Source organism: Propionispira arboris, from assembly GCF_900109225.1.
GTDB lineage: Bacteria > Bacillota > Negativicutes > Selenomonadales > Selenomonadaceae > Propionispira > Propionispira arboris.
Window position 1 is genome coordinate 287,585 of the sequence record NZ_FNZK01000002.1, and the last position, 24,642, is coordinate 312,226.

The 24,642-nt window shown below is 36.9% G+C and carries 24 protein-coding genes and 1 pseudogene; 22 read left to right on the plus strand and 3 right to left on the minus strand.

Translation table 11 applies throughout. The features are described 5' to 3' along the window. Positions 1-14 precede the first annotated feature (14 nt). From BMY14_RS03285 to fucP, 4 genes are all read left to right on the plus strand, one after another. Entirely contained in the window at positions 15-878 is an 864-nt protein-coding gene (locus tag BMY14_RS03285; RefSeq protein ID WP_091829175.1) for an amidohydrolase family protein, read from the plus strand. 23 nt (positions 879-901) lie between these two features. Further along, positions 902-1,891, plus strand: coding sequence for an aldo/keto reductase (locus tag BMY14_RS03290; RefSeq protein ID WP_091829177.1), 990 nt, complete (start codon positions 902-904; stop codon positions 1,889-1,891). 65 nt (positions 1,892-1,956) lie between these two features. Beyond that, positions 1,957-2,388: an RbsD/FucU family protein gene (locus tag BMY14_RS03295; RefSeq protein ID WP_091829179.1), complete on the plus strand. Its 432-nt coding sequence runs from the start codon at positions 1,957-1,959 to the stop codon at positions 2,386-2,388. A gap of 77 nt (positions 2,389-2,465) precedes the next feature. Next, positions 2,466-3,806 (plus strand): L-fucose:H+ symporter permease, encoded by a 1,341-nt coding sequence (gene fucP / locus BMY14_RS03300; protein ID WP_091829181.1) that lies wholly within the window; start codon positions 2,466-2,468, stop codon positions 3,804-3,806. A 138-nt stretch (positions 3,807-3,944) separates the two neighbouring features. On the opposite strand, the gene rarD is transcribed toward fucP, so the two are convergent. Beyond that, positions 3,945-4,853: an EamA family transporter RarD gene (rarD, locus tag BMY14_RS03305; RefSeq protein ID WP_245741240.1), complete on the minus strand. Its 909-nt coding sequence runs from the start codon at positions 4,851-4,853 to the stop codon at positions 3,945-3,947. A gap of 276 nt (positions 4,854-5,129) precedes the next feature. Then, positions 5,130-5,906, minus strand: a complete 777-nt coding sequence (locus BMY14_RS03310; protein WP_091829183.1) for a DeoR/GlpR family DNA-binding transcription regulator — start codon at positions 5,904-5,906, stop codon at positions 5,130-5,132. Between the two features lie 289 nt (positions 5,907-6,195). Between BMY14_RS03310 and BMY14_RS03315 the strand changes: the two genes are divergently transcribed. From BMY14_RS03315 to BMY14_RS03330, 4 genes are all read left to right on the plus strand, one after another. Further along, complete coding sequence (locus tag BMY14_RS03315; protein ID WP_143063135.1) at positions 6,196-6,915, plus strand: ribulose-phosphate 3-epimerase; 720 nt, start codon at positions 6,196-6,198, stop codon at positions 6,913-6,915. Continuing rightward, positions 6,902-7,462: a 6-phospho-3-hexuloisomerase gene (gene hxlB / locus BMY14_RS03320; protein ID WP_245741242.1), complete on the plus strand. Its 561-nt coding sequence runs from the start codon at positions 6,902-6,904 to the stop codon at positions 7,460-7,462. Before BMY14_RS03315 ends, hxlB begins: the two co-directional genes overlap by 14 nt. 236 nt (positions 7,463-7,698) lie before the next feature. Beyond that, the gene (locus tag BMY14_RS03325) at positions 7,699-9,105 is read left to right on the plus strand and encodes a PTS mannitol transporter subunit IIBC (protein WP_091829188.1); all 1,407 of its coding nucleotides are present in this window, start codon (positions 7,699-7,701) and stop codon (positions 9,103-9,105) included. Between the two features lie 267 nt (positions 9,106-9,372). Further along, positions 9,373-10,053, plus strand: a complete 681-nt coding sequence (locus tag BMY14_RS03330) for a MarR family winged helix-turn-helix transcriptional regulator (protein WP_091829190.1) — start codon at positions 9,373-9,375, stop codon at positions 10,051-10,053. 580 nt (positions 10,054-10,633) lie between these two features. Here the strand turns inward: BMY14_RS03330 and BMY14_RS03340 are convergent. Continuing rightward, positions 10,634-11,410, minus strand: a complete 777-nt coding sequence (locus BMY14_RS03340; RefSeq protein WP_143063136.1) for an HAD-IIA family hydrolase — start codon at positions 11,408-11,410, stop codon at positions 10,634-10,636. A 1,222-nt stretch (positions 11,411-12,632) separates the two neighbouring features. On the opposite strand from BMY14_RS03340, the gene BMY14_RS03345 reads away from it, so the two are divergent. From BMY14_RS03345 to BMY14_RS03410, 14 genes and pseudogenes are all read left to right on the plus strand, one after another. Continuing rightward, positions 12,633-12,995 (plus strand): NADH-quinone oxidoreductase subunit A, encoded by a 363-nt coding sequence (locus BMY14_RS03345; protein ID WP_019552764.1) that lies wholly within the window; start codon positions 12,633-12,635, stop codon positions 12,993-12,995. Continuing rightward, on the plus strand, positions 12,986-13,501 hold the full coding sequence (locus BMY14_RS03350; protein WP_019552765.1) for an NADH-quinone oxidoreductase subunit B: 516 nt from the start codon (positions 12,986-12,988) through the stop codon (positions 13,499-13,501). The genes BMY14_RS03345 and BMY14_RS03350 overlap by 10 nt, the downstream gene beginning before the upstream one ends. Continuing rightward, complete coding sequence (locus BMY14_RS03355; RefSeq protein WP_091829192.1) at positions 13,498-13,968, plus strand: NADH-quinone oxidoreductase subunit C; 471 nt, start codon at positions 13,498-13,500, stop codon at positions 13,966-13,968. Before BMY14_RS03350 ends, BMY14_RS03355 begins: the two co-directional genes overlap by 4 nt. A gap of 7 nt (positions 13,969-13,975) precedes the next feature. Beyond that, positions 13,976-15,073, plus strand: coding sequence for an NADH-quinone oxidoreductase subunit D (locus BMY14_RS03360; RefSeq protein ID WP_091829194.1), 1,098 nt, complete (start codon positions 13,976-13,978; stop codon positions 15,071-15,073). Between the two features lie 25 nt (positions 15,074-15,098). After that, a pseudogene (gene nuoH / locus BMY14_RS03365) lies at positions 15,099-16,138 on the plus strand (NADH-quinone oxidoreductase subunit NuoH). A gap of 12 nt (positions 16,139-16,150) precedes the next feature. Then, positions 16,151-16,621 (plus strand): NuoI/complex I 23 kDa subunit family protein, encoded by a 471-nt coding sequence (locus tag BMY14_RS03370; protein ID WP_091829196.1) that lies wholly within the window; start codon positions 16,151-16,153, stop codon positions 16,619-16,621. Beyond that, entirely contained in the window at positions 16,614-17,123 is a 510-nt protein-coding gene (locus tag BMY14_RS03375) for an NADH-quinone oxidoreductase subunit J family protein (RefSeq protein ID WP_091829198.1), read from the plus strand. Before BMY14_RS03370 ends, BMY14_RS03375 begins: the two co-directional genes overlap by 8 nt. After that, a complete protein-coding gene (nuoK, locus tag BMY14_RS03380; RefSeq protein ID WP_091829200.1) occupies positions 17,120-17,428 on the plus strand; it encodes an NADH-quinone oxidoreductase subunit NuoK in 309 nt (102 codons plus the stop codon). The genes BMY14_RS03375 and nuoK overlap by 4 nt, the downstream gene beginning before the upstream one ends. Before the next feature lie 28 nt (positions 17,429-17,456). Next, positions 17,457-19,361 carry an NADH-quinone oxidoreductase subunit L gene (gene nuoL, locus BMY14_RS03385; RefSeq protein WP_091829201.1) on the plus strand — a complete coding sequence of 635 codons (1,905 nt, stop codon included), beginning with the start codon at positions 17,457-17,459 and terminating at the stop codon, positions 19,359-19,361. 1 nt (position 19,362) lies between these two features. Next, positions 19,363-20,868: a complex I subunit 4 family protein gene (locus BMY14_RS03390; RefSeq protein WP_091829202.1), complete on the plus strand. Its 1,506-nt coding sequence runs from the start codon at positions 19,363-19,365 to the stop codon at positions 20,866-20,868. Continuing rightward, positions 20,868-22,283, plus strand: coding sequence for an NADH-quinone oxidoreductase subunit N (locus BMY14_RS03395; protein WP_091829204.1), 1,416 nt, complete (start codon positions 20,868-20,870; stop codon positions 22,281-22,283). Before BMY14_RS03390 ends, BMY14_RS03395 begins: the two co-directional genes overlap by 1 nt. 216 nt (positions 22,284-22,499) lie before the next feature. After that, positions 22,500-22,835: a hypothetical protein gene (locus BMY14_RS03400; protein ID WP_091829206.1), complete on the plus strand. Its 336-nt coding sequence runs from the start codon at positions 22,500-22,502 to the stop codon at positions 22,833-22,835. Positions 22,836-22,998: 163 nt separating this feature from the next. Then, positions 22,999-23,427: a MarR family winged helix-turn-helix transcriptional regulator gene (locus BMY14_RS03405; RefSeq protein WP_177177460.1), complete on the plus strand. Its 429-nt coding sequence runs from the start codon at positions 22,999-23,001 to the stop codon at positions 23,425-23,427. A gap of 275 nt (positions 23,428-23,702) precedes the next feature. After that, the gene (locus tag BMY14_RS03410; protein ID WP_177177461.1) at positions 23,703-24,557 is read left to right on the plus strand and encodes a helix-turn-helix domain-containing protein; all 855 of its coding nucleotides are present in this window, start codon (positions 23,703-23,705) and stop codon (positions 24,555-24,557) included. Positions 24,558-24,642 lie beyond the last annotated feature (85 nt).

The following is a 24,642-nucleotide window of genomic DNA, read 5'->3' on the forward strand; positions in this document are numbered from 1 at the left end:
GGTGGGGTTTACTCATGGGTGCAGAACAAAAAATTATTGACACACATAATCATTTATGGAAATTGAAGGGAGAGCATTTTTCCTGGATTACAGAGGAAATGGATTTAATTCGAAGGGATTTTTCGTTTGTTGATTTAAAAAAAGTGCTTTCGACGAATCATGTAAATGGGTCCATTTTAGTACAAGCCATTCCGACAACGGAAGAATCAGAAGCATTGTTGAAAATTGCGGATGACAATGAACTGGTTAAAGGCGTTATTGGCTGGTGTGATATTCGTAAAGGTGCAAGGGTCCAACAGGATATTGATCATTTGAAACAAAGCGGTTCGCTGTTGAAGGGCATTCGTTTTATGTCACAGGGCTTGCCAGCAGACCATTTACTGAAACCGGATTTTATCGAAGGTTGTCGTACGGTAGGAAAGAACCGACTTGTCTATGAACTACTAATTATAGCAAAACAACTGCCCGAAGCAATCGAACTGGTAAAGCAGTGCCCAGATGTAACTTTTGTAATTGAACATATTGCAAAGCCTGCGATTAAGAAACAGGAGATTTCTTTATGGCAGGAAAATATGATGAAAATGGCACAGGTATCCGATAAAACTTATTGCAAAATATCAGGTATGGTGACAGAAGCTGATTGGAAAAAATGGCAGCAAAAAGACTTTGAGCCATATATCGATAGCGTCTATCGGGCGTTTGGACAGGATCGAATTATGTTTGGTTCTGATTGGCCTGTTGCATTGGTTGCAGCTGAATATGAACAGGTGGTAAAAATCTTAAATAAATGGTTGGAAAAACATATAGAGCTGGATAAAAATAAGTTGTTTTATAAAAATGCTGAAAATGTTTATTCGCTTTCAGCAGATCATGTATAAAAGATACTGAAAGGGTGATTGTAATGATTAAAATGAATAGAATCAAAAGTGTAGGTTTGGAAGTGCCGGCATTGACGTTTGGGGCATCTGGAATGGGGAATTTATTCCACAAACTTTCGAACACCGAAGCAATTGAAACGATAGAAGGAGCAATCAAAATGGGCTGGCGAGCTTTTGATGTAGCACCGCATTATGGCAGCAGCTTGGCAGAAATTCGGCTGGGACTTGGTCTTCGTACATTGGATAGAGATCAATTTGTATTGTCGACAAAGGTTGGACGGCTTTTAATGCCACGGCAGGAAGCTGGTCTGCAGGCGGCTGATTTTTATGATGAAAATCCGTTTAACAGAGTGTATGACTATTCCTATGATGGAATTATGCGTTCGTATGAAGATTCTCTGCGGAGAATTGGTACGCGCCGTATCGACATTTTATATGTTCATGATATTGGAAAATATGCACATAGTGATAATGCCGATGAAAGAAAACATTTTAAAACATTGTGCACGTCTGGGTTTAAAGCGTTGGAAGAGCTTAGAAAAAATGGCGATATCAAGGCATTTGGTATTGGTGCGAATGAAACAGAAATCATGATGGAAGCAATGGATTATGCAGATATGGATATTATGCTACTAGCTAATCGTTATAATCTTTTAGAAACGGATCGAGCTGATTTCTTTATGAAGTGTGAAAAGCATAACGTTTCAGTGGCTGCCGCCGCAGTGTTTGCTTCAGGAGTATTAGTTAAAAAAGATATTTCGTCTGGGCATTATGAATATGGGAAGGTTCCAGAAAAAGTGTTTAATAGAGTTATGGAGATTTCTAAAGTATGTGATAAATATAATATTCCGATTGGTGCAGCAGCACTGCAATTCCCTTTACGTAATAAAAATGTTGTGAGTGTAGTATGTGGTGTGTCTTCATTTAAACAAGTGCAAAAAAATTATGAATGGGCGCAAGTGGATATTCCAGTAGCTTTATGGGCCGATTTGGCTGAACTTGGTATTAAATAGTGGATAGTTTTCTACGCATGACGGATTGATTATTTTTTTTATAATAAATATGTGGGGTGAAATCTATGTTAAAAAATATACCCAATATTCTTACGCCAGAATTATTGAAAATTTTAATGGAGATGGGGCACGGAGACGAACTGGTGTTGGCTGATGGTAATTATCCTCGGTTGGGGCATCCATCAAGGGTTGTTCGCTGCGATGGTCATGGTATACCGGAACTGCTAGATGCCATTATGAAATTTATGCCACTTGATTCGTATGTTGAAAATCCAACAATACTTATGGAAGTATTACCAAATGATCCATATGTGCCGACAATATGGAATACATATCGAGAAATTATTGGTAAATATGAAGAAACTGGTGCGCGTGAATTGCCTATTAATAAGTATGAGTTTTATAAACGTGGCGCACAGGCATATGCAGTAGTGACAACAAGTGAACAAGCCATGTATGCAAATGTTATTTTAAAAAAAGGTGTAATTAAGCCATAAACTTTAGGCTCAATTGATGAATATACGTTTCAACAAAAAATATAGATTTGTTTATTTGAAAGGCAGGATGATTAAAAATGTCTAAGAACTGGACACAATTATCGGATGGATATTTAACCAAGACACCTATTCTACAATTTGCATTAATGACAATGCTGTTTCCGTTATGGAGCATAGCAAACAGTTTGAATGATGTTCTTATAACACAGTTTAAGAGTGTGTTTGAACTTAGTAATTTTGCTAGTGCATTAGTGCAAAGTGCATTTTTTGGTGGGTATTTTGTAATGGCACTTCCCGCAGCTATTCTTATTAAAAAAAGTTCATATGTTTCTACGATTCTTGCAGGTTTGTTCTTTTATATATGTGGGTGTTTTTTATTTTTTCCAGCATCGCATATGGCAACTTATAACATGTTTCTTGTAGCAATTTTTGCTATTGCTTTAGGTTTGAGCTTTCTTGAAACTTCGGCAAATACTTATAGTACAATGCTTGGACCAAACAAGTCATCAACTTTCCGTATTAATTTAAGCCAAACGTTTACTCCTATTGGCAATATATGTGGTATTTTGCTTGGTAAATATTTAGTTTTTCAGGAAGGCGAGAGCCTGACCTCTCAAATGGCACAAATGACACAGGATCAAATTCATGTTTTTCAGTTGGAAATGCTTCAGTATACACTTACTCCATATAAAATTATTGTTTGTATTTTGGTAGTATTGTTTGTACTGTTTATGCTTATTAAATTTCCAAAATGTAAACCTGCTGTAGAAATGGCAGATAATGCGCCTAAGATAAAATTAAATTCTATGAAAACATTACGGTATATGTTTAGTGTAAAGAGATTTAGACGCGGTCTTTTAGCAATGTTTCTTTATAATGGTATGCAAGCGGCTGTATGGTCATTTACGATCAGATTAGCACTTGTTATGGATACATCGATCAATGAAAGAGAAGCGGCCAACTATATGATAGCAAGCTTTATCATATTTTTTATTGGGAGAGCTGTAGCAAGCGCACTTTTGAGTAAATTATCGGCTAACAAAGTTTTATTATGGTATTCTCTTGCAGGCTGTCTCTGTCTTGCCTATGTCGTACTTATACCAGATTTCTCAGTTATGTATGCGGTTGTACTTGCGAGTGCTTTTATGGGGCCGGGCTATCCAACAATTTATGCAAAATCACTTGATAATGTTGATCCATCTTATCGTGAAGCTGCAGCAGCAGCGATGGTAATGTCTATTATTGGTGGAGCTATATTCCCAGCTGTTTTTGGTTTGTTTGCTGATATAACAGGAGTTATGCACATGGCGTTCTTTATTCCGCTTATTTGCTTTATTGTTATTGCATGGTATTTCTATACAGAAATAAAAGAAGATAAAAGTGCAGAAGCTAGTCGGGTTTTATCAATGGAGCACTAAAAAAATATATTCTTGGATATAAGCAACGATGCCGCATTAAAAATATTAATGTGGCATCGTTTTAATAAAATAAGTATAAGTTTCGTATGAATATTAAAATGCTTAGATATTAGCAATAAATTATGATAAAACATTAAGCTATGTTTTGTTAGCGAAGTAAAGTTTTTTTCCTCGGTTGGAAACCGAAGAAAAAGTATATAGCGCAAGAGCTGACCAGATAAATATAAATGCCATTATGTGGGCTGTTGATAGTGTTTCACGATAAAGAAAGACACCGACCAGGAGTGACAGGGTTGGCGAAATATATTGAAGTATACCTAACATGGATAAGGAAACAGTTTTCGCACTCTTTGTAAATAATAAAAGCGGTAGAGCGGTTACTGCACCGCTGCCCATTAATAGCAAACTTGTTGAAATGGATTCAGTGAATTGCAATTGCGTTTGCACCATCAAATGACTTAAATATAAGAATGCAAATGGGGCAATTGACATTGTTTCTATGGCTAGTCCCATTGTCGAATCTGTTTTAATAACCTTCTTTACTAAACCGTAAAATCCAAAGGTGAGAGCCAAACTAAGTGACAGCCAGGGAACCCCGCCGTAATGAAACGTTAAGATGAATACACCAATTCCAGCTAATAAAAATGAGATGGTTTGTAGTTTGTTTAATCGTTCTTTTAGTAGAATTACACCCAATAGTATGCTGGTAAGAGGTGTAATATATTGTCCGAGGCTGGCTTCTAATATCCTTCCATGGATCACTGCCCACATAAAAATACCCCAGTTTGCACTAATTAATATTGAAGCAATACAAAGTGATAACAATAGTCTTGGTTTTTCCAGGAGCTCTTTTATGAAAGCAAGAAACATAGACCATTTTTTCATGATCAGTAGAATTCCCAGCATAAAAATAAAAGACCAAAAAATTCTCTGTGCTAAAATTTCTGCTGAAGATACGTGCTGGATTAGTTTCCAATAAATTGGTGTAAGACCCCACATAAGATAAGAAAGTACGGCGTACACAATGCCTTTTTTTTCACTACTCAATTTTCTGTGAGCCTTCTTTCTGAAATTAGATTACCTGATTTAAATTTACAGTTAGTCATTTCCACGGATGAGAAAGGTATGGTGAAATGCTTTGCTCATTATACTAGGATTTGAGTAAATCATCAAATTTAAAAATGCCATATTATCAGAGTATAAAGAATTTATCATAACAAAAAGACCAATAATTTAATTGATATTGGTTACAAAAAAGCATCGACTGTGAAGCCGATGCTTTTTTGTGACCAATTTAGAGATTTCCCTAAATGTTGTAAATTTTTACTGTGGGAATGAAGTTATTATAATTAATTCAACATGTTTTTTTAAATTATCTGCATCAATAGAAGCCATTCCGTTATCCGTGACTAAATAATCTATATTTTTCCAAGAGGTGTATTCCACTAAAGCTGTAGAGTGTGATTTGTTACTGTCTGCTAGAACTACGGCTAGTTTAGAGTTATCAATCATTGTTTGCTTAACATTAGCATCGGAAAAATCTATAGAAGTCGGTCCATTATGTTCTTTAAAGCCACTGGAGCCTAAAAAAGCTATATCAACTTTAATTTTACTTAGAAAATTAGTAGCACCGAAGCCTTCTAAAGCCATGGTGGTATTGTTTAACTGCCCACCGCTCATGTGTATTATGTTTTGGCTATTGGATAAAACGTTGGCAGCACTAAATGAGTTGGTAATAATAGTAAGTCCTTTTTTTAAATACAGGAGTTTGGCCAAACACAGAGTGGTGCTGCCAGCATCAATAAAAATAACAGAATTATTTTTTACAAAAGAAAGGGCTTTATTTGCTATAGCATTTTTTAAATCAAAATTTTCCGTGTTTCTATATTCTAGCGGCTTTTCAATAATCTCTAAAGAGGATAAAGCACCACCACGACTTTTTTTGATGACGCCAATTTTATCCAAATAAATCAAATCTTTTCTAATAGTTTCCGTTGAAACATCAAATTTTTTTGCGACTTCTCCAACTTTGATGCTTCCATTGGAGATAATTAATTCAGCTATGTTATTTCTTCTTTCGGCTGTTATAAGCTTGGGCATAATAAGCACCTCTTAATAATATTATTTGGAGATATTTCCTTGTTTTTTATGAATATGAATGTAAAACGAGTATCATGATACCATATTTTTAGCAATGATCACTAAAGGATTATAATTATTGTAATATTATAATCCTTTTATGTCAAATAATCGCAATGTTTAACAATATAAAAATCAATTTATTGCAATTAAAAACAATAAAATAATATTGACAAAATAATAAAACAATGATAATCTTGCTTTAAAGGCCATTAAAACAATAATATTATTGTTAAACATTGCGAAAGGAATGGTGAGTTTGAAAAAATATATAGAGGTATCTCCTTCACTTATATGTGCAGATTTATGCAATTTAGAACAGGAGGTTAATACTTTGCAAAAAGCAGGGATGCGATCCTTACATGTTGATATTATTGATCCACATTTCAGCCCAAGTATGCCGATAGGGCTTTCCAGCGTGGAGCAGCTTAAAGCTAAAAGTAGTATGGACTTTGATGTGCATATCATGTCTACTGATAATGAATTCTTTATTAAAAAACTGGTGAAAATAAAACCAGCTAGTATTATTTTTCATTATGAATCAGGTATTCATGTAGAAAAGATGTTGCAACTTATAAAAGAGGCAGATATCAAAGCAGGAATTGCTCTTAATCCGGCGACTCCGTTGGACGTACTTGAGTACGTTGTTGAAGCTTGTGATTATGTTTTATTAATGTTAATAAACCCGGGCTATGCTGATGGGAAAAATGAGAGGATGGTGCCATATGCTTTAGAAAAAATACATCATTGCAAAGAATTTTTGAAGTGTCATAATTCTAAAGCTAAAATAATTGTTGATGGTCGTGTTTCATTGGAATCAATTCCTAAATTGTTGAACGCGGGTGCGGATGTATTGGTAGCTGGCAGCAAAAGCGTTTTTCGTAAAGAAAATAGTTATGCAGCAAATTATCAGCAGGTGAACGAAATCGTTAATAATTTTTTCAAAGGAGGTAAGCATGATGAATTATAAAATGGCAGTAAAACTAGTTTTAAGTGAATGTTCATCAGCATTAGATAAAATTAATGAAGACGAAGTCAATAACTTTATGAATATGCTTTTGGAAGCTGATCAAGTTTTTTTTGTAGGAGTGGGTCGCGTAAAACTAGAATTAGAAGCTTTTGCTAAAAGGCTGGCACATCTTGGTATAAAGGTGCATATAGTGGGTGATATTAATGAGCCAGCGATGACATCAAAAGATGTTTTAGTGATAGGATCTGGCAGTGGTGAATCTTTAATTCCAGTAGCTATCGCTAAAAAGGCTAAGCAGATAGGTGGAAAAATCATACACATAGGGTCCAATTCTAAAAGTTCTTTGGCGCCTATTACAGATTTAATGGTACGTATCCCGGTTCAGACAAAACTTTATTTGTCTGATGAAATTGTATCAAAACAGCCAATGTCCAGTTTATTTGAGCAAAGCCTGTTTTTATTTGGTGATGTGGTAGCAGTGATGATTATCGATAAAAAAAATATTGAGTTGAAAAAGTTATGGAATTATCACGCTAATCTGGAGTAAGAGTAGCACTCATTAATAGATAGTCGTGATACTTCAAGCAACCTTATGCATTAATATATTAAAAAATCAGAATTATTAAATTATAATAATCTGTTCAAAGCTAAATTTTTTAATGTAATGCAAAAAATACTTTTGACTTTAAATTTCTTATTGGTATTACTATTAATTGATTTGTCAGTTAATCATTATTTTTTTATTATATAGAAATATGATGTGAATTTGAAAGGAGAATAAATATGACAACGAATATAAGAGCTAAAATTCAGGCATTTGGTGGTTTTTTGACAGCCATGGTAATTCCTAATATGGGAGCCTTTATAGCTTGGGGGTTTATTACTGCACTATTTATACCGACAGGATGGTTTCCCAATGAAGCGTTTGCTAAATTAGTAGGCCCGATGGTCAGTTCCTTATTACCTTTGTTATTAGCATACGCTGGGGGGAAGTTAGTATATGATGCAAGAGGTGGAATTGCTGGAACTGTAGGAACGATAGGTCTTATTGTAGGAGCTAATATACCTATGTTTCTTGGTGCAATGATTATGGGGCCGCTTAGTGCTTATGTGATTAAAAAATTTGATAAAGCAATTAAAAATCATATTCCATCAGGGTTTGAAATGTTAATTGACAATTTTTCTCTAGGTATTGTAGGTCTTATTTTATGTCTCTTAGCAAATTCACTAATTGGTCCAGCTGTACAGGAAGCAAATAATCTTATCAGTATAGTAATAAAAGTATTGGTAAGCACTGGTATTTTACCAATATTGGCGTTAATCAATGAACCAGCTAAAGTATTGTTTTTAAATAATGTTATTGATCAGGGAGTATATTATCCTTTGGGAATGCAAGATGCTTTAGATACAGGAAAATCTATTTACTTTATGGTTGCATCAAATCCAGGGTCGGGGTTAGGCTTATTGCTGGCGTATGCGTTATTTGGTCAAGGCGTATCAAAAAGTACAGCACCCGGTGCAATAATAATACATTTCTTCGGTGGTATTCATGAAATGTATTTTCCATTTGTACTAATGAAACCTATTACTATTATTTCTATGATTTGCGGGTCTGCATGTGGAATAATTACTTTTCAATTATTTGGGGCAGGTCTTGTCGCAGGTCCTAGTCCTGGTTCTATTTTTGCCTACTTAGCACTTACACCAAAAGGTAATTTTTTAGGTGTAATAGCTGGTGTTTTTGTTGCAGCCGTAGTAAGTTTTCTAATTACAGCATTCATTCTTAAAATTTCTAAAACGAATAAGGATGAAGATTTAAATGAGTCTATTGTTCGGACCAAGTCAATGAAACAGGAAGGAAAAAATATTCTTACCGATATAACAAATAATACATCTCAAAAACTCATTACTTTTGTTGCCTTTGCCTGTGATGCGGGTATGGGAAGCAGTGCAATGGGAGCAAGCGTTATGAAAAAAAATTTAGACAAACTGGGAATCGATATTCGTGTTGAACATTTTGCTATTGAAAATATTCCGACTGAAGCTGATATTATTGTTACACATAAAAAATTAGTGGATCGGACTCGTATGGTTGTTAAGGACAAGCCAATCATTGCAATTGAAAATTATTTAAAAGATCCTGAGGTTACGAAACTCATTGAAAAGATAGAACAACAATACCATAAATAATAATTAACTCAAACTTCGCAGGCGAATCATTGCCTATGAGCCTTAAAGATGGCAATACCTTGCCGGTATTAATATAGAAATATCATTTATCATACATCAGAGCTTTACCGTAAATATTCTCATATCGAGAAAAATCAGGCGCCGCCATGGCAGATATTGGAAATATTTGCTATATGAAATAATTTTAAAATGTGGCATTGACTTTTGTAAGGTACCTTGCTATAATAAAAACTAAGGTACCTTACAAATATAGAGGAGTGATATTTTATGGAAAAATTTATTACATTAGGGCGTATGATGATGTATAGTCATCATCATACAAAAGGGCATTGTATGCATAGTCCGTATCGCGGACAAGGAAGAATTCTATCGTTACTTAAATTGGAACCTAAAATGAGGCAAACAAAGCTCGCTTTTTTATTAGGAATACGCCCGCAATCAATGGGTGAATTGCTAGCAAAACTTGAACAAAACGGAGATATTGTGAGAATTCCTTCTGAAGAAGACAAACGGGCATTAGATATTGAATTAACAGAAAAAGGAATGGAAGAAGCTGCTAAAAATGAAGATTTATCAGCGACCGATCAAAATCGCGAAGATGTCTTTAGCTGTCTTGCTGTAGATGAGCAGGCTAATATGAGTAATTACATGGATAAATTAATTGACGAATTAAAATCTAAAATGCCAGAAGGCCATCAATCTTTGATGAATCACCCTATGCATGAACATCATCACCACGGTGAACACGAAGGCTTTGCTGAGCACTTCATGAAAAAGTGTATGCACCACCATTATCATGGTAAAAATGGGCATAGAGGTATGGATGAAAATGGCCATGAACATCAAGCTCAAAGCGATGATAAACTTTGTCCAATTTGTAAAAATCATTGCGATCTCGATACTCCTAAATGTAATCGTGGTGCGGAATATAAAAATAATAGATCATAATTATTAACACCGTTATAAGTTTTTTTGTAAAAACCTCCAAGATGATTTTATATTACATCATCTTGGAGGTTTTCTTTGTGACAAAAAATAACACTTCATATATCTGGTAAACACAATCGCCACATGGGCCGTCATTGTATCATACGAAAGCCCTTGGCATTCCTCGCTGAGCTTCAGATAAGATTTGCGAATTTGAAAAATATCTCGATGCCCTAGCGTTTGCCGTAAAGACGAATCATTTCTTTTAGCGATTAAATTATACTAAAAATGGAAGTTTCAGGCTATTTTTATGCCAATTATTATTGAATTTTTAGGGTACACAGGTCATTTCGCAACTGCGAAGTTTGAGTTAATAAATTTTCTGATTAATCGTGAGTGCAGTGGGAATTTATTAATTTTATGTTGAGAATTGATGAATGTATAAAAGTATGCATAAATGTTAACATTTTGCGCACTACTGCAATAATAGCTTTTCATGCCATAAAAATATGCTCCCTTTATAGTAGACAGTTTTATTATTTTAACTGTCCATGAAAAGGGAGCATATCAATTTTTAAGCTGTTTTTTTGTGTTTTTTGTATTAATGCGTAGGAATATCCCCGACGCCATTTAAAACTAATCTTGGATGGTATGGGTATTTTTCCATTTCACGGCGAGTCGTGACACCAGAGAGAACTAAAATTGGATCGAGACCACTTTCGATGCCGGCGATGATATCTGTATCCATGCGGTCACCGATCATTGCGGTTTCTGCTGAATGGATGCCCAAAATCTGCAGGCCAGTGCGCATCATTAGCGGATTTGGCTTTCCAATATAATAGGCTTTTTTCCCAGTTGTGAGCTCAATTGGTGCAACCAGAGCACGGCAGGCAGGGAGAATCCCATTTTCGGATGGTCCGGTTAAGTCTGTATTTGTGCCAATGAGTTTTGCCCCGTTTAAAACATGATGCATGGCTTTGCATATGAGATCGTAGTTATAGTTAAGGGCTTCACCTATGATAACGTAGTCAGGATTAACATCCGTAATTTTAATGCCTGCATCTTGCAAGGCATTAAATAGACCTGATTCGCCGACCACAAAGGCACTGCAGCCTGGGTGTTGATGCCCTAAGAATTTCGCTGTTGCCAAGGCGCTTGTATAAAAATGACTTTCATCTACATCAAGGCCCATATGAGCTAGTTTCTGATGTAGTTCTTTCGGGGTTTTTCCACTATTATTGGTTAGAAATAAAAAATCTTTATTTTCGCGGTATAACCAGTCAACGAATTTTTTGACGCCAGGGAGAAGCTGGTTGCCTTGGTAGATTACACCATCCATATCACATATAAAACCTTTTTTTGCTCTCAATAAATCCAAAATCAATCCCACCTTTGCATATAACAGCCTTTTGTTTAACGGATATATTGCTACTTGATATATTCGTTTGAATATCCGAAAATACATGACTGTGCTTTAATAATAAGTATCCTATTAAAATAGTATTCTTCTACTGTAAGGTATATTCCTTTTTGGCAACATAAAAAAGATCTTTTAAATTGTAAACTATTTGTAAAATTTATTATATAAATACTATTTTATTTACTATTTTAAAAATATTTATTGGTTTATCAAAAATTAAAATTATGCAGAAAAAATTTCTATTCTTTATAAATGAAATACATTAAAATAATAATCATTATATATGAGAAATTTATTAAAAGATGATGGAGAAAATATTAAACTTAGGGATATAATACTTTATAATAAAAAGCTTGTAGACAACGGCATTTTTTATTCGACTAGAAAAATAAAGAATTCATAAACTGGCTGTTGGTCCAGAAGTTATCTATTTGAGTATATTACGGAAAACTTCTTTATAAATAGACCATAGAATGTGCTATTTTTATATGAAAACGATAATAATTTACTTTCGTTGTCTATGGGCAGGTGGTATAAAACAAATTGAAAATTAAAATTTGTTTGTGGTTTTGTAATTAAAACTATAGATAGGGATCATCCGTTTATTTTTATTTATATTTAGAAAAATCAAATATGTTATTTTTTATAATAAACATTTGTTATTTTTTTATAAATTTTAAGATGAAAAAGCACTGTCTGCTCAGCTTAAGTTGGATTACTGTTTGTATCTGAAAATATTGAGTAGAAGTGCTTAAGTTTGATCGCTTTTTGGTGATGCGAAACCCTTGTATAATCAACGATTTTACAGGATGTATATAGAGTGTTTTAGATCGGGGCAGGGCACGTTTTATTGGAGTTTTCTGCTTTTTCAGTGAACTCTTTCACGCGGATAATTTGTGAATTTTAGAAGGACAAATAAATTTTCTCGTGCTATAATTATCTCAAATGGTATAAACTGTCTTTATACATACCCGATACGAAGAAATATATTATTTATATAAAATATGACAGAGATAGAGTATAGAGCGTGGATTCTGTTGTGAATTTAAATAGAATAAGTATCAAATCTCTGGAGTGGGCAGGCTTTTGTTTTTTAGGCGGATAGCTCGGTATCGAGTGTGAACGGTGTTTACTATTGAACTATGTGAAATAATTCTTTAATGGAGGAGGAGAAGCCAGGATGTTACAAGAGTTTGGCAATATTGGGCTATTACTGCTGGTTGCCTTGATATTTCCGGTAATGGCATTAGGAACCGCATTTATGATTCGCCCTCGCCCTCGTCATAATGACGTGGAAAAATCTATGCCATATGAGTGTGGTGTAGATACGGTTGGCGAAACGTGGATTCAATTCAGAGCAAGTTATTTTTTATATGCATTAGTATTTGTCGCATTTGACATTGAAACTGTCTTTTTATATCTTTGGGCAATTAAATTTCGGCAATTAGGGACATTTGCCTTTATTGAAATGTTTATTTTTCTTGGCATTTTAGTGGTAGGGCTAGCCTATGCATGGAAGAAGGGAGCATTGGAATGGAAATAAGTAAATTGCAAACACAAGAAGAGCAAGCCAATGAATTGCTGCAAAAAAACATCATTTTAACAAGTTTTGATACTGTATTAAAATGGGCGCGAAGTAATTCTTTGTGGCCGTTGTCGTCAGGACTGGCTTGCTGTGCGATCGAGATGATGTCGGCTGCGGCTGCGCGCTTTGATTTGTCGAGGTTTGGCTATGAGGTCTTTCGTGCTTCGCCAAGACAAGCTGACTTGCTTATTGTAGCGGGAACTTTGACTTGGGCGATGGCAGGACCTTTGAAGCGTTTGTATGAACAGATGCCTGAACCGAAATATGTGATTGCCATGGGCAGTTGTGCAAATTCGGGAGGACCTTTTGCGGATTCTTATTCGGTTGTACCTGGTGTGGATAAGATTCTGCCAGTTGATGTTTATATTCCTGGCTGCCCGCCGCGTCCGGAAGCTCTGATTCATGGCATGCTGGAGTTGAAACGCAAGATTAAGCATCCTGAGGCTGCGAGGAGAAAAATATGAGCAATCTAGATATAAACGAGGTGCTGGCTGCGCTGCAAGCACACTGCGGAGAATCTATACAATTGATTGGTGAGGACTCTCAAGCAGCGCTGCTTGTTATGCCGGAACGAATGTTGGAAGTTTTGGATATTCTTAAAACGAATGAACTTTATCAATTTAATATGCTGCGTAATTTGACCGCGGTTGATTATCTGGAATATATGGAGATTGTGTATCATTTATATTCCTTGCCGCTTCGTCATGCGATTACGATAAAAGTTCGGTGTACAATGGAAGATTCAACAGTTCCGTCTGTGACAAAGATTTGGCCTTCGGCAAATTTTCAGGAACGGGAGATTTATGATTTATTAGGTGTGGATTTTACGGATCATCCTGATTTGCGACGTATTTTAATGCCAGAAGAATTCACGGAGCATCCATTGCGCAAGGCGTATAACTTCGTTGCTAATACGGGAGAAAAGAGGTAATCAATTCATGGTAAAGACAGAAACCTATACTTTGAATATGGGACCGCAGCATCCTAGTACGCATGGCGTTCTGCAAGTTGTACTGGAGCTAGATGGCGAACTGGTAATTCAAGCAATACCACATATGGGCTATCTGCATCGCGGTATTGAAAAACTGGCGGAAAGTCGTACGTATACTCAGTTTATACCTTATACGGATCGGTTGGACTATGTTTCATCTATGGGGAATAACTGGGGATATTGTCTGGCCGTAGAAAAGCTGATGGGAATTACGGTGCCTGAACGGGCCGAATATTTACGGATTATCATGACAGAACTGAATCGTATGGCCAGTCATTTGATTTTTATGGGTTCACTGGCCATTGATCTTGGTGCTTCGACCGGAATGATGTTTGGGTTTCGTGCTCGTGAACGAATTTTAGATTTATTTGATATGACCTGCGGTGCCAGACAGACCTATAATTATATAAGATTTGGCGGTGTATCTGTCGATATACCACCACAGTTCATTCCTGAATTAAAACGTTTCTTGGCAGATTTTCCCGCGATGCTGGCGGAATACCACGAGTTATTAACTGGTAATGAAATTTTGTATCATCGTTTAAAAGGTACCGGTGTGATTACAGCTGAGCGAGCACTTGAAATTGGTTTGACTGGACCTGCCTTACGGGCATCCGGCGTTGACTATGATATTCGAAAAATAGAACCATATGGTATTTATGATCGTTTTGATTTTGAAGTACCGCTCGGCAAAGTTGGCGATTGCTGGGATCGTTATATTGGTCGCATGGAAGAAATGAAGCAGAGTGCGAGTATTGTGGCTCAGGCGTTGGAGCAAATGCCTGAGGGTGAAGTTATGACGAAAATTCCTAAGGTAATCAAACCACCAATTGGGGATGTGTATCATTCTATCGAAAACCCCCGTGGCGAACTAGGTTTTTATATCGTTAGCGATGGCTCTACGAAACCTTATCGTATTCATGTGCGTCGTCCTTCCTTTATTAATCTGCAGGTATTAAACGAAACCTGTCAGGGGTTGTTAATCGGTGATGTTGTAGCAGTACTGGCGACCTTGGATTCGTTAATGGGGGAAGTAGATTGCTAAACTTTATAAAGAGGAGTCACAAAGTATGCAAGAGATAATGAGCTTATTTCAGATTGCAAAAATGCTGAGAGCATTATTAGAAAGCTTTTTACCGGATCAACAGCTTGTCGATATCTGTATGAGCCTGATTAATATCGGAGCTATTTTTACGATCATTTCCTTATCAGCAGTTGTATTAGTTTATGCTGAGCGCAAGGTAAGTGCTTTTATGCAGAGACGATCAGGTCCGAATCGCGTTGGTCCTAAGGGAATATTTCAGTCGGTTGCTGATATGGTAAAACTCATGGCGAAAGAGGATATTATGCCAGATGGTGCGGATCGATGGATGTGGATGTTAGCACCGATGTTGCTATTTATTCCCGCCGCGGCAGTTTTCGTAGTATTTCCTTTTGATAACAAGGCTATTTTTGCAGATTTGAATATTGGGATTTTTTATTTTATCGCGATATCCGCGCAGTCGGTTTTGCCTTTTTGATGGCTGGATGGGCCTCAAATAATAAGTATTCGCTCGTAGGCGGTATGCGTACAGTCGCACAGATGCTTAGCTATGAGGTTCCAATGGTGCTTTCAATTTTAGGCATTGTCATGTTGGTTGGTTCAATGCGGATGAGTACAATCGTAGCCGCGCAAGAGCAGGTTTGGTTCATTTTTTTACAACCAATTGCTTTTGTGGTTTATGTGATTACAGCAACCGCAGAAATTAATCGGGCACCATTTGACTTAGTTGAAGGTGAATCAGAACTTGTTGCCGGACCATTTACGGAATATACAGGTATGCGTTGGGCATTGTTCTTTTTGGCTGAATATGCCAATTTACTGGCTGTTTCAGCGATTGCGGCGACATTGTTTTTAGGCGGCTGGAACGGACCTTGGCTACCGGGATGGATATGGTTTTTCCTTAAAATCGGTGCAATGATTTTCCTGTTTATGTGGTTTCGTTGGACTTTTCCAAGACTGCGTATTGATCAGCTTATGTCTTTTGGCTGGAAAATATTACTGCCATTGGCATTGGCTAATGTTATTATTACAGGGATTGGTATGTATATTTACGAGTTTTTCAGTTAGGAGGGATAAAATATGCTTGGTAAAGGCTTATTAAAAGGCATGCGTGTAACCTTTAAAACTTTTTTTCACAAAAAGGAAACGCTGCAGTATCCAGAAGAAAAGTTAACCATGCCCGCGCGCTTTCGTGGCGGTGAGTTGGATTTAAATACGGAAAAATGTATCGCCTGTGGGCTGTGCAAAATGGCCTGTCCAAATCATGTGATTGAGATTACGACTGCTATGGATGACGCGAAAAAACGGCACTTAAAGTCATATGTATATCATTCAGGATTGTGCCTATATTGTAATTTTTGTGTGGAAGCATGTCCCACGAAGGCTATTTCTTGGGACAAAAACTATGAAAATTCTCGGTACTTTCGGGATGAACTGGATGTTGATTGTTTAGCAATTGCAAAGCAGAAATTAACAAAAACGATATCGGCAGATGATAAAGCGTCTGGTGAAAAAGACAATACCCTTAAAGGAGGAATTTTGGATGAATGAGCTGGCCTATAATGCTGCATTTTTTATATTTGCGGCGATTACAGTAGCATCGGCAATTGGGGTTGTGACAAAAAATGACCTTGTTCACAGTGCATTGCTATTGGCGTTGTGCTTTATTGGCGTAAGTGGTTTGTACGTACTTTTGCAGGCGGATTTTTTGGCAGCTGTCCAAATTTTAATTTACAATGGGGCTATTGCAATCGTTTTTGTTTTGGGAACGATGCTTACCAGAAGAAGTGCTCGGCATGGAACGAATGATACGGAAAAAAATATTCCATCCCGTTTAGTTGCGGTAGTCAGTGGTTTGTTTGTCGTTGTTACACTGGGCGTGATTGCTACAACACCATGGCATTATTTTGGTGAGGGAGTTGTTGAAGATACCCCATCACTTATTGCACAGTTCATTTTAACGGATTATATGGTGGCAATGGAAGCTGCAGCCGTGCTTTTATTGGCGGCTATGATTGGGGCAATTGTTTTGGCAAAGGGAGTGGAAGAATGATTGGGATGGCTCATTTTTTGACCGTTGCGGCCATTATATTTGCGATTGGTTTGTACGGCGTATTGACCAAGCGCACAATCATTGGCATTTTGATGAGTATTGAATTGATGCTCAATGCGGTGAATATAAATTTAATTACATTTTCACATTTTATCACACCGGAGGCTTTAACCGGGCAGGTATTTGCTATATTTACGATTACGGTAGCAGCTGCTGAAGTAGCAGTGGGACTAGCAATGGTCTTTCGCGTATATCATGATCGGAACACAGTGCATGCAGCGAGACTTGATGAGATGCACTGGTAAGATTGCATGAGAGAGTAGGTGAGAAATTTTGTTTAACCAATATGCATTACATCATGCTTGGCTTATTCCGTTGTTACCGGCATTCGCTTTTATCTTCGTAGGATTTTTTCTGCGTCGTCTTCCCGCAGTAGCAGGATTTGTCTCTATTTGCATGAGTTTGCTTAGTTTTATATTGAGTTTAGGTGTAGGGTATGGTGTTATAGCAAGGCAAATCACGGTGGATAATCCACTCGTACAGAAAATACCATGGGTTTCTATAGCAGGGTTTCAGGCTGATATGGGAGTCTATGTTGATCCAATATCAGCGATGATGCTGGTAGTTGTTTCATTGGTAGCATTGCTTGTACAAATCTATTCGCTTGGCTATATGCGGGGGGATAACGGCTTTGGACGATTTTTTGCCTATTTGTCGTTGTTTGCGGCATCTATGCTGGGGTTAGTTATTGCAGTTAACTTCGTACAATTGTTTGTTTTTTGGGAGTTAGTGGGCTTATGCTCCTATCTGCTAATTGGTTTTTATTTTAATAAAGTTTCCGCCAGGGAAGCGGCTAAAAAAGCTTTTATTACAACACGAATTGGTGATTTCGGCTTGTTAATAGGAATCTTGTTTTTGCAGATTTTATTTGGGACGCTAGACTTTCAGCAGTTGGCAGCAACTGTTCCGACTTACGTTATGCAGCATGGGACAGCCCTTTTAACGATTGTGGCTTTGCTTATATTCCTTGGTCCGATCGGGAAATCCGGTCAGTTTCCACTGCATGTGTGGCTACCGGATGCGATGGAAGGTCCAACACCAGTATCAGCTCTGATTCATGCTGCTACGATGGTAGTAGCTGGGGTATATCTGGTAGCTAGAGCCTTTTTCCTATTTAGTGTTTTGCCGGATGCGATGGCAGTTATTGCCTGGATCGGGGCTTTTACCGCTTGTTTTGCAGCAAGCATTGCCTTTACGCAGCGCGATATCAAACGTATTTTAGCGTATTCTACGATTAGCCAGTTAGGCTATATGATGCTGGCCCTTGGTGTTGGTAGTGTTACGGCATCCATGTTTCATTTGATGACACATGCTTTTTTTAAGGCATTGATGTTTTTAGCAGCTGGTGCGGTGCTGCATGCTTTGCCGGAAAAAAATGATATCTTTACGATGGGCGGGTTGCGGCATAAAATGCCAGTTACTTTTGCCGCGATGACAATTGGTGTACTTGCTATATCGGGTATTCCACCATTTGCTGGATTCTTTTCTAAAGACGAAATACTATTGGCGGTAGCTCAGGTGAGTACGCCATTATATACGATTGCGGTCGTGACTTCATTTATGACGGCTTTTTATATGGCAAGGCTCTTAATTGTTGTATTTTGTGGAGAAGAAAAACCAGAGAATCAGCCACATGAAGCGCCGCTGTCTATGCGTATACCTCTTATAGTGCTGGGGGTTCTTGCTGTTATTGGCGGCTATATACCATATGCAAATAACTTTGGTGACTGGGTTCGTTTCGGTGCAGCTGTTCATGAAGGAATCGATTTTAGCGTTGCGGCGACGTCGACAGTAATTGCTATCTTAGCAATGTGTCTGGCTTGGTTTATATACGGGAATGGTATGGTTAGATCGGATAAAATTTCTCGGCGTTTTCGTATTTTCTATAAAGTCAGTTTCCATAAATATTATATAGATGAATTGTATTTGTGGTTTAATCACACGTTTGTGGATGGGTTCGGAAAACTTTTGTATTGGCTGGAACTTCATTTTGTTGAAGCAATTCTTATAAAAGTGGCAGCAAGTTTACCAGTTAAACTTGGCAATGTTGTGCGCAAAAGCCAAAATGGTAACTTGCAACGGTATGGTTTAGTCATGTTTGGCGCCATGATCCTTGTTGTCGTATGGTTAGTACTACTCAATCCACTATTTAATGGTGTAGCAGGAGGTGCTTACTAAAATGGTTCATTTTCCATTATTAACGACAATTTTATTAACGCCTATCTGGGGAATACTCGTACTATCGATTATGCCGCGTGAAGCTGATAAAACGATCAAGATGATCGCAGCGGTAACGATGGCAATCGCTTTGGGGTTAACCTTATATGCATATTGGGCTTATGATATTACGTTGGGCGGCCTGCAATATGTAGAGCATGTTCCTTGGATTGAAGAGCTAGGTGTGGCTTATTCATTGGGAGTGGACGGAATTTCTTTGCCATTACTCTTATTGACTATGTTAGTGGGCTTTTCAGCGGTCTTTGTTTCTTGGAATATCGATAAACGTTCTAAAGAATTTTTTATTCAATTGCTTCTGTTGATAGTTGGTGCAATTGGCACGTTTGTATCGCAAGATTTGTTTATATTCTTATTGTTTTATGAACTGGGGATTGTTCCTACGTATATTATGATGGTTGTTTGGGGATCTGCGGAGCGAGTGAGTAAAGAATACGCGGCGATGAAGTTGACGATTTATTTACTGTTAGGTTCTGCCTTTATGCTTGCTGGTGTTATTGCGTTATATGTGAATGCATTTCCGGCAGGGATGCGAACATTTGGTATGCAGGCTTTAGCGCAGGCACATGTTCTGGGGAACTTATCAGAACATGTTCAAGTCATTGTGTTTTTTCTATTACTGCTTGGTTTTGGTTCGACCTTATCGATGTGGCCGTTTTACAGTTGGGCACCAGATGGTTATGCGGCTGCTCCGACAGGGGTATCGATGCTTCATGCCGGCGTATTAAAAAAAGTCGGTGGCTATGGGTTGATTCGGATCGGTTTGCTTATTTTACCGCTCGGAGTTAAATTTTGGGCACCATTTATCGCTATTTTTGCGGTTGTAAATGTTTTGTATGCTGCATTTGTTGCTTTAGCACAAAAAGATTTGAAATATATCATTGGATATTCTTCGATATCTCATATGGGTTATATACTGATTGGTTTTGCGGCTTTAAATGTTATCAGTATTGATGGGGCGATTGCTAATATGTTTGCTCACGGAATCATGAGTGCTTTGTTTTTTGCAATGATTGGTCTGGTTTATGATAAAACAAAGACACGGCAGGTTCCTGAACTTGGCGGATTAGCGCATCAAATGCCGCGCATTGCTACTGGCTTTATGTTAGCAGGAATGAGCTCACTCGGACTACCGGGACTCGCAGGCTTTATTCCAGAATTCACGACCTTTGTCGGTGCATTTAAGGTATATCCGTTATATACGTTCATCGCGATATCAGGTATTGTTTTTACGGCTGTCTACATCTTGCGCATGTTAGCAAATGTTCTGTTTGGACCGCGGCGTGAAGAATTTGATAGTTGCCGGGATGCTTCTGGTGCTGAGTTAGTATCCCTTGTACTACTAGGTACTGTTTTAGTTGCATTTGGGTTTTTCCCACAAATATTAATAGGTGTGATTAATAGTAGTGTAGAACCGATTATGGCGACTTTGATGGGAGGTGCTTTTTGATGAATATTGCACTGCTCACGAGTGAAATAGCGGTTGTTATTCTCGCTTTGCTTATCATCATTTTTGACTTACTGCTGCCACGACAAGAAACGCGTCGCAGTTTAGGAGCTTTTGCAGTTTGTGGTTTATTGGGAATTCTCGTATATACCTTTAGTCAGTATGGAATTTCAGCTACGGTATACCACGGATTTTTTGTGGTTGATACGTTTGCTTTGTTTTTCAAACAGTTATTCATTGTGGCTACGATATTAACGCTGTTGTTTTCGTTGGATTATGTAGAAAAAATGACTCGCAATGCGGGAGAATTTTATGCATTATTATTGCTGGGTTTAGTTGGCATGATGGTCATGGCATCCGCAACGGATTTATTAACCTTGTTTGTTGGGTTAGAACTGATGACTATTGTGTTTTATGTTCTTGTTGGTTTTGATTTGAAAAGTGTTAAGTCAAGTGAAGCTGGTATAAAGTATGCCATTTTAGGCTCGGCTTCTAGTGCGGTTTTCTTATATGGGGTGAGCTGGATCTACGGGTTTACCGGCAATATTATGTTAAGCCAAATTGCTGAACATATTACAGCTAGTCCAGCTGTACTTTTTGGTATGGGCCTTATGATTGCTGGCTTCTGTTTTAAATTATCCATTGTTCCCTTTCATATGTGGGCACCGGATGTTTATGAAGGGGCGCCGATTCCAGTTACGGCAATGCTGGCTATGGCATCAAAAGCTGCAGGATTTGCAATTGTGCTGCGAGTCTTTTTTGTAGCATTTAACGATTTACAAATGTACTGGCTGCCGATTGTCAGCGCCTTGGCAGGGCTTAGTATGGTTGTTGGCATTGTAGGCGCGATATGGCAGAAGAATACGAAACGTATGCTGGCTTATTCGTCAATAGCGCAAGCCGGATATATTTTATCAGGCATGTTAGCTGCTAATCCAGCTGGAGTCAAGGGAATGTTAGTGTATGCAGTACTTTATATGGTTGCTAATGTTGGAGCCTTTGCTGTAACATTAGCTGTTTATAATCAATGTGGTTCCGATGATATTGAAGATCTATCTGGTTTGTCACAAAAATCACCGTTGCTCGCTGTGGTTATGACCGTATCCTTGATGTCGATGGCTGGTCTTCCGCCAATGGCAGGTTTTGTTGGTAAGATGTATATATTTATGGCGATTGCAGACAGTGGCTATTTATGGCTTGCTATATTAGGTCTGGTTATGTCGATGATTTCAGTGTATTACTATATACTTGTGGTCAGAGCGATGTATAGCAATGCTGTAAAGGATCAGCAGATCTTTACGATGAGTGGTTCACTGCGAATTGTAGCTTTGCTTAGTTTGATTGCAACCTTATTCATTGGTATATATCCAGCTCCACTTGCCACACTGGCAAATGCGGCAGCAATGGCGCTGTGGTAAAAAAATAAAAATGATCTTCCTGAAATCACAAAAGAAAGCAGATTTTTAAGCTTCCTTTTGTGGTTTTTTATGCTATTTTATGCCGTAGATGTAAAAAACATTCAAGGTCTTCCAGTTTTATTACAGTAGATCCAATTCATGATTGACATAATAAGTGTAGCATGCTACACTTTTGAATATAAACTTATGAATCTATAATATATGGGAGTGTTTAGCGTGAGAAAAATAAACAAGAAAATGATAGTAGCATTATGTTTTTCAATGGTTTTGTCTTTTACAGTGATGAATTTTTCTAATATGAATACAGTAGTTTTTGCCGCTTCTAGTGAAAGTCAGGCAAAAGCAGAAATTGATGCCTTAAAAGCAAAAGGATATTCTGCTTCAGATATACAATCTGCTGGAGCCATCGCATTTGCAAGTAATAATTCAATATCTACAGTTGCAGGAAAGAAAACAAAATCTAATACGTGGAAAGATGTTCAAAAAACATTTAATGTAAGTGATGCGGCTTATAATCAAGCCTTAAAGAACATAAAGAGTATGAAAAAATAATATATTTTAAAATAATAGATTCTAAGTTTATAAAGAATAAATCATGTTTTTAATGTAAAAAATGAGAACTTTCTCTACTTTATTATTAATAGGAAAACCCCTTATCTATGCTATAATTAATAGATAAGGGGTTTTCTTATTCATAAGTTTAGTGAAGGGGGAAGTGATTATAATAAAACCTATAGGCTTTATTATTAAACTCATTAATGATAGCATTGTAGCTCAGGTGAATTTGTTTTTGAAACCTTATGAAGTAACTCTTAGACAACTTCGTATTTTAGGGTATTTGCACGATAATAAAGATAAGTTAGTGACGCAGAAAGAACTGGAAGAAGAATTACAGGTTTCTCATCCTACGGTTGTAGGAATTTTAAAACGTTTAGAAAAAAAAGGACTTATTCAAACTTTTTTGAATCCTAATAAAAAAACAATGAAAATTGTAACACTTATAGAATACGAAGCAGAGTTATTTAAAAATATCAATCAAGAGAAAGAAAAATTTGAAAATAAATTGTTGACTGGATTTACAGATGATGAAAAAGCTCAGTTGGAAGAATTCTTGATTCGCTTGCATAGAAATGTCAATTCATAAAGAATATACCGCAAAAGACATAATGAGAGTCAATGCACAGAACGATGTAGTTGATCCGTCATGGCTCAGTTCTGTAAGTAGCAGATGTGAGAACACTGACTATTTAAAAACTAATAATGAATTTAAAATATTGAGTTGTTACATTATATAAATAGATGTTGTGATCCCAATTAAAGAGTATAATGAAGTTAGCGGCAGGTAAGATAGAAATGTTTTTTTTCAATGCAATAAGAAAATTGATATATTTTTTTACGGTTTTGCGGAGGAGTGAGTTTATGAATTATATTGAAGTAATGAATGATGCCATTGAATATATTGAAAACAATTTGCAGAAAACAGTTCGACTTGATGAACTCGCAGCAAAATATTATATTTCTCGTTATCATTTCTATAGAATTTTTCGGTCGTTGACCAATGCCACATTAGCGGAATATATTACCCAGCGGCGTTTGTCAGAAGCGGCAAAAAAAATCAAAGCGACGAAGCAGAGCATTATTGATATTGCATTCGACTATGGTTTCGAGTCTCCTGAAACCTTTTCGAGAAGCTTTAAACGATTTTTTAAGATTACCCCGCTTGCCTGTCGGAACTTAGATTTTAGAATGCCATTTATTGAAAAAAAAGAAATTGTCGAAAGAAAATTTAAAAATGTTCATAATGATATTATTGTTGATTTTACCCTGAAACATGTAGCTGAATTCCAGTTATTCGGAAAACGCTTAGCGTTTAAGCCAACGGTAAAGAATGATTTAGATAAAGTAGTAAATTCCGTTCAAGAATTTTTGACGAATGTTATTAAACGGAGAAACATTGAACCAATGTATAATATAACAAAAAAGGAAGCCGGAAATTTGATCTATTTTACTGGCTGTAAAATAAAACGAGATCAGGCTGATGTTGATTTTGTAGAATTAACAGTGCCGGAGTCCGACTATGCTGTTTTCAAATATTCGACAGACCTGTTTTTGATTTATAAAACAGTAGTTCAAGATATCAGTAAGGCACTTTTGGTTTCGGGGCTTAAACTGAATCGATCGTTCGCAGATTTTATTTCTATGGAATTTTATGACCACGCTTATTTTAAAACAAAGCAATTTTGTATTTATATTCCTGTTTGTAAGCTGGATTAAATAAAAATGAAAAACTGCAAAAATAGTCAAGAATGTTCTTGCTATTACCTGTATAGTTTAAGGATAATATAAGAGAAAAATCGGT

Coding starts and splice junctions, on each gene's coding strand:
- BMY14_RS03330 (WP_091829190.1), top strand. CDS start 9,373: ATGGAAAAATTTATTACATTAGGGCGTATGATGATGTATAGTCATCAT.
- BMY14_RS03395 (WP_091829204.1), top strand. CDS start 20,868: ATGAATATTGCACTGCTCACGAGTGAAATAGCGGTTGTTATTCTCGCT.
- BMY14_RS03285 (WP_091829175.1), top strand. CDS start 15: ATGGGTGCAGAACAAAAAATTATTGACACACATAATCATTTATGGAAA.
- hxlB (WP_245741242.1), top strand. CDS start 6,902: ATGATGAATTATAAAATGGCAGTAAAACTAGTTTTAAGTGAATGTTCA.
- BMY14_RS03410 (WP_177177461.1), top strand. CDS start 23,703: ATGAATTATATTGAAGTAATGAATGATGCCATTGAATATATTGAAAAC.
- BMY14_RS03360 (WP_091829194.1), top strand. CDS start 13,976: ATGGTAAAGACAGAAACCTATACTTTGAATATGGGACCGCAGCATCCT.
- BMY14_RS03370 (WP_091829196.1), top strand. CDS start 16,151: ATGCTTGGTAAAGGCTTATTAAAAGGCATGCGTGTAACCTTTAAAACT.
- BMY14_RS03350 (WP_019552765.1), top strand. CDS start 12,986: ATGGAAATAAGTAAATTGCAAACACAAGAAGAGCAAGCCAATGAATTG.
- fucP (WP_091829181.1), top strand. CDS start 2,466: ATGTCTAAGAACTGGACACAATTATCGGATGGATATTTAACCAAGACA.
- BMY14_RS03345 (WP_019552764.1), top strand. CDS start 12,633: ATGTTACAAGAGTTTGGCAATATTGGGCTATTACTGCTGGTTGCCTTG.
- BMY14_RS03355 (WP_091829192.1), top strand. CDS start 13,498: ATGAGCAATCTAGATATAAACGAGGTGCTGGCTGCGCTGCAAGCACAC.
- BMY14_RS03375 (WP_091829198.1), top strand. CDS start 16,614: ATGAATGAGCTGGCCTATAATGCTGCATTTTTTATATTTGCGGCGATT.
- BMY14_RS03295 (WP_091829179.1), top strand. CDS start 1,957: ATGTTAAAAAATATACCCAATATTCTTACGCCAGAATTATTGAAAATT.
- BMY14_RS03325 (WP_091829188.1), top strand. CDS start 7,699: ATGACAACGAATATAAGAGCTAAAATTCAGGCATTTGGTGGTTTTTTG.
- BMY14_RS03315 (WP_143063135.1), top strand. CDS start 6,196: ATGGTGAGTTTGAAAAAATATATAGAGGTATCTCCTTCACTTATATGT.
- BMY14_RS03390 (WP_091829202.1), top strand. CDS start 19,363: ATGGTTCATTTTCCATTATTAACGACAATTTTATTAACGCCTATCTGG.
- BMY14_RS03290 (WP_091829177.1), top strand. CDS start 902: ATGATTAAAATGAATAGAATCAAAAGTGTAGGTTTGGAAGTGCCGGCA.
- BMY14_RS03310 (WP_091829183.1), bottom strand. CDS start 5,906: ATGCCCAAGCTTATAACAGCCGAAAGAAGAAATAACATAGCTGAATTA.
- nuoK (WP_091829200.1), top strand. CDS start 17,120: ATGATTGGGATGGCTCATTTTTTGACCGTTGCGGCCATTATATTTGCG.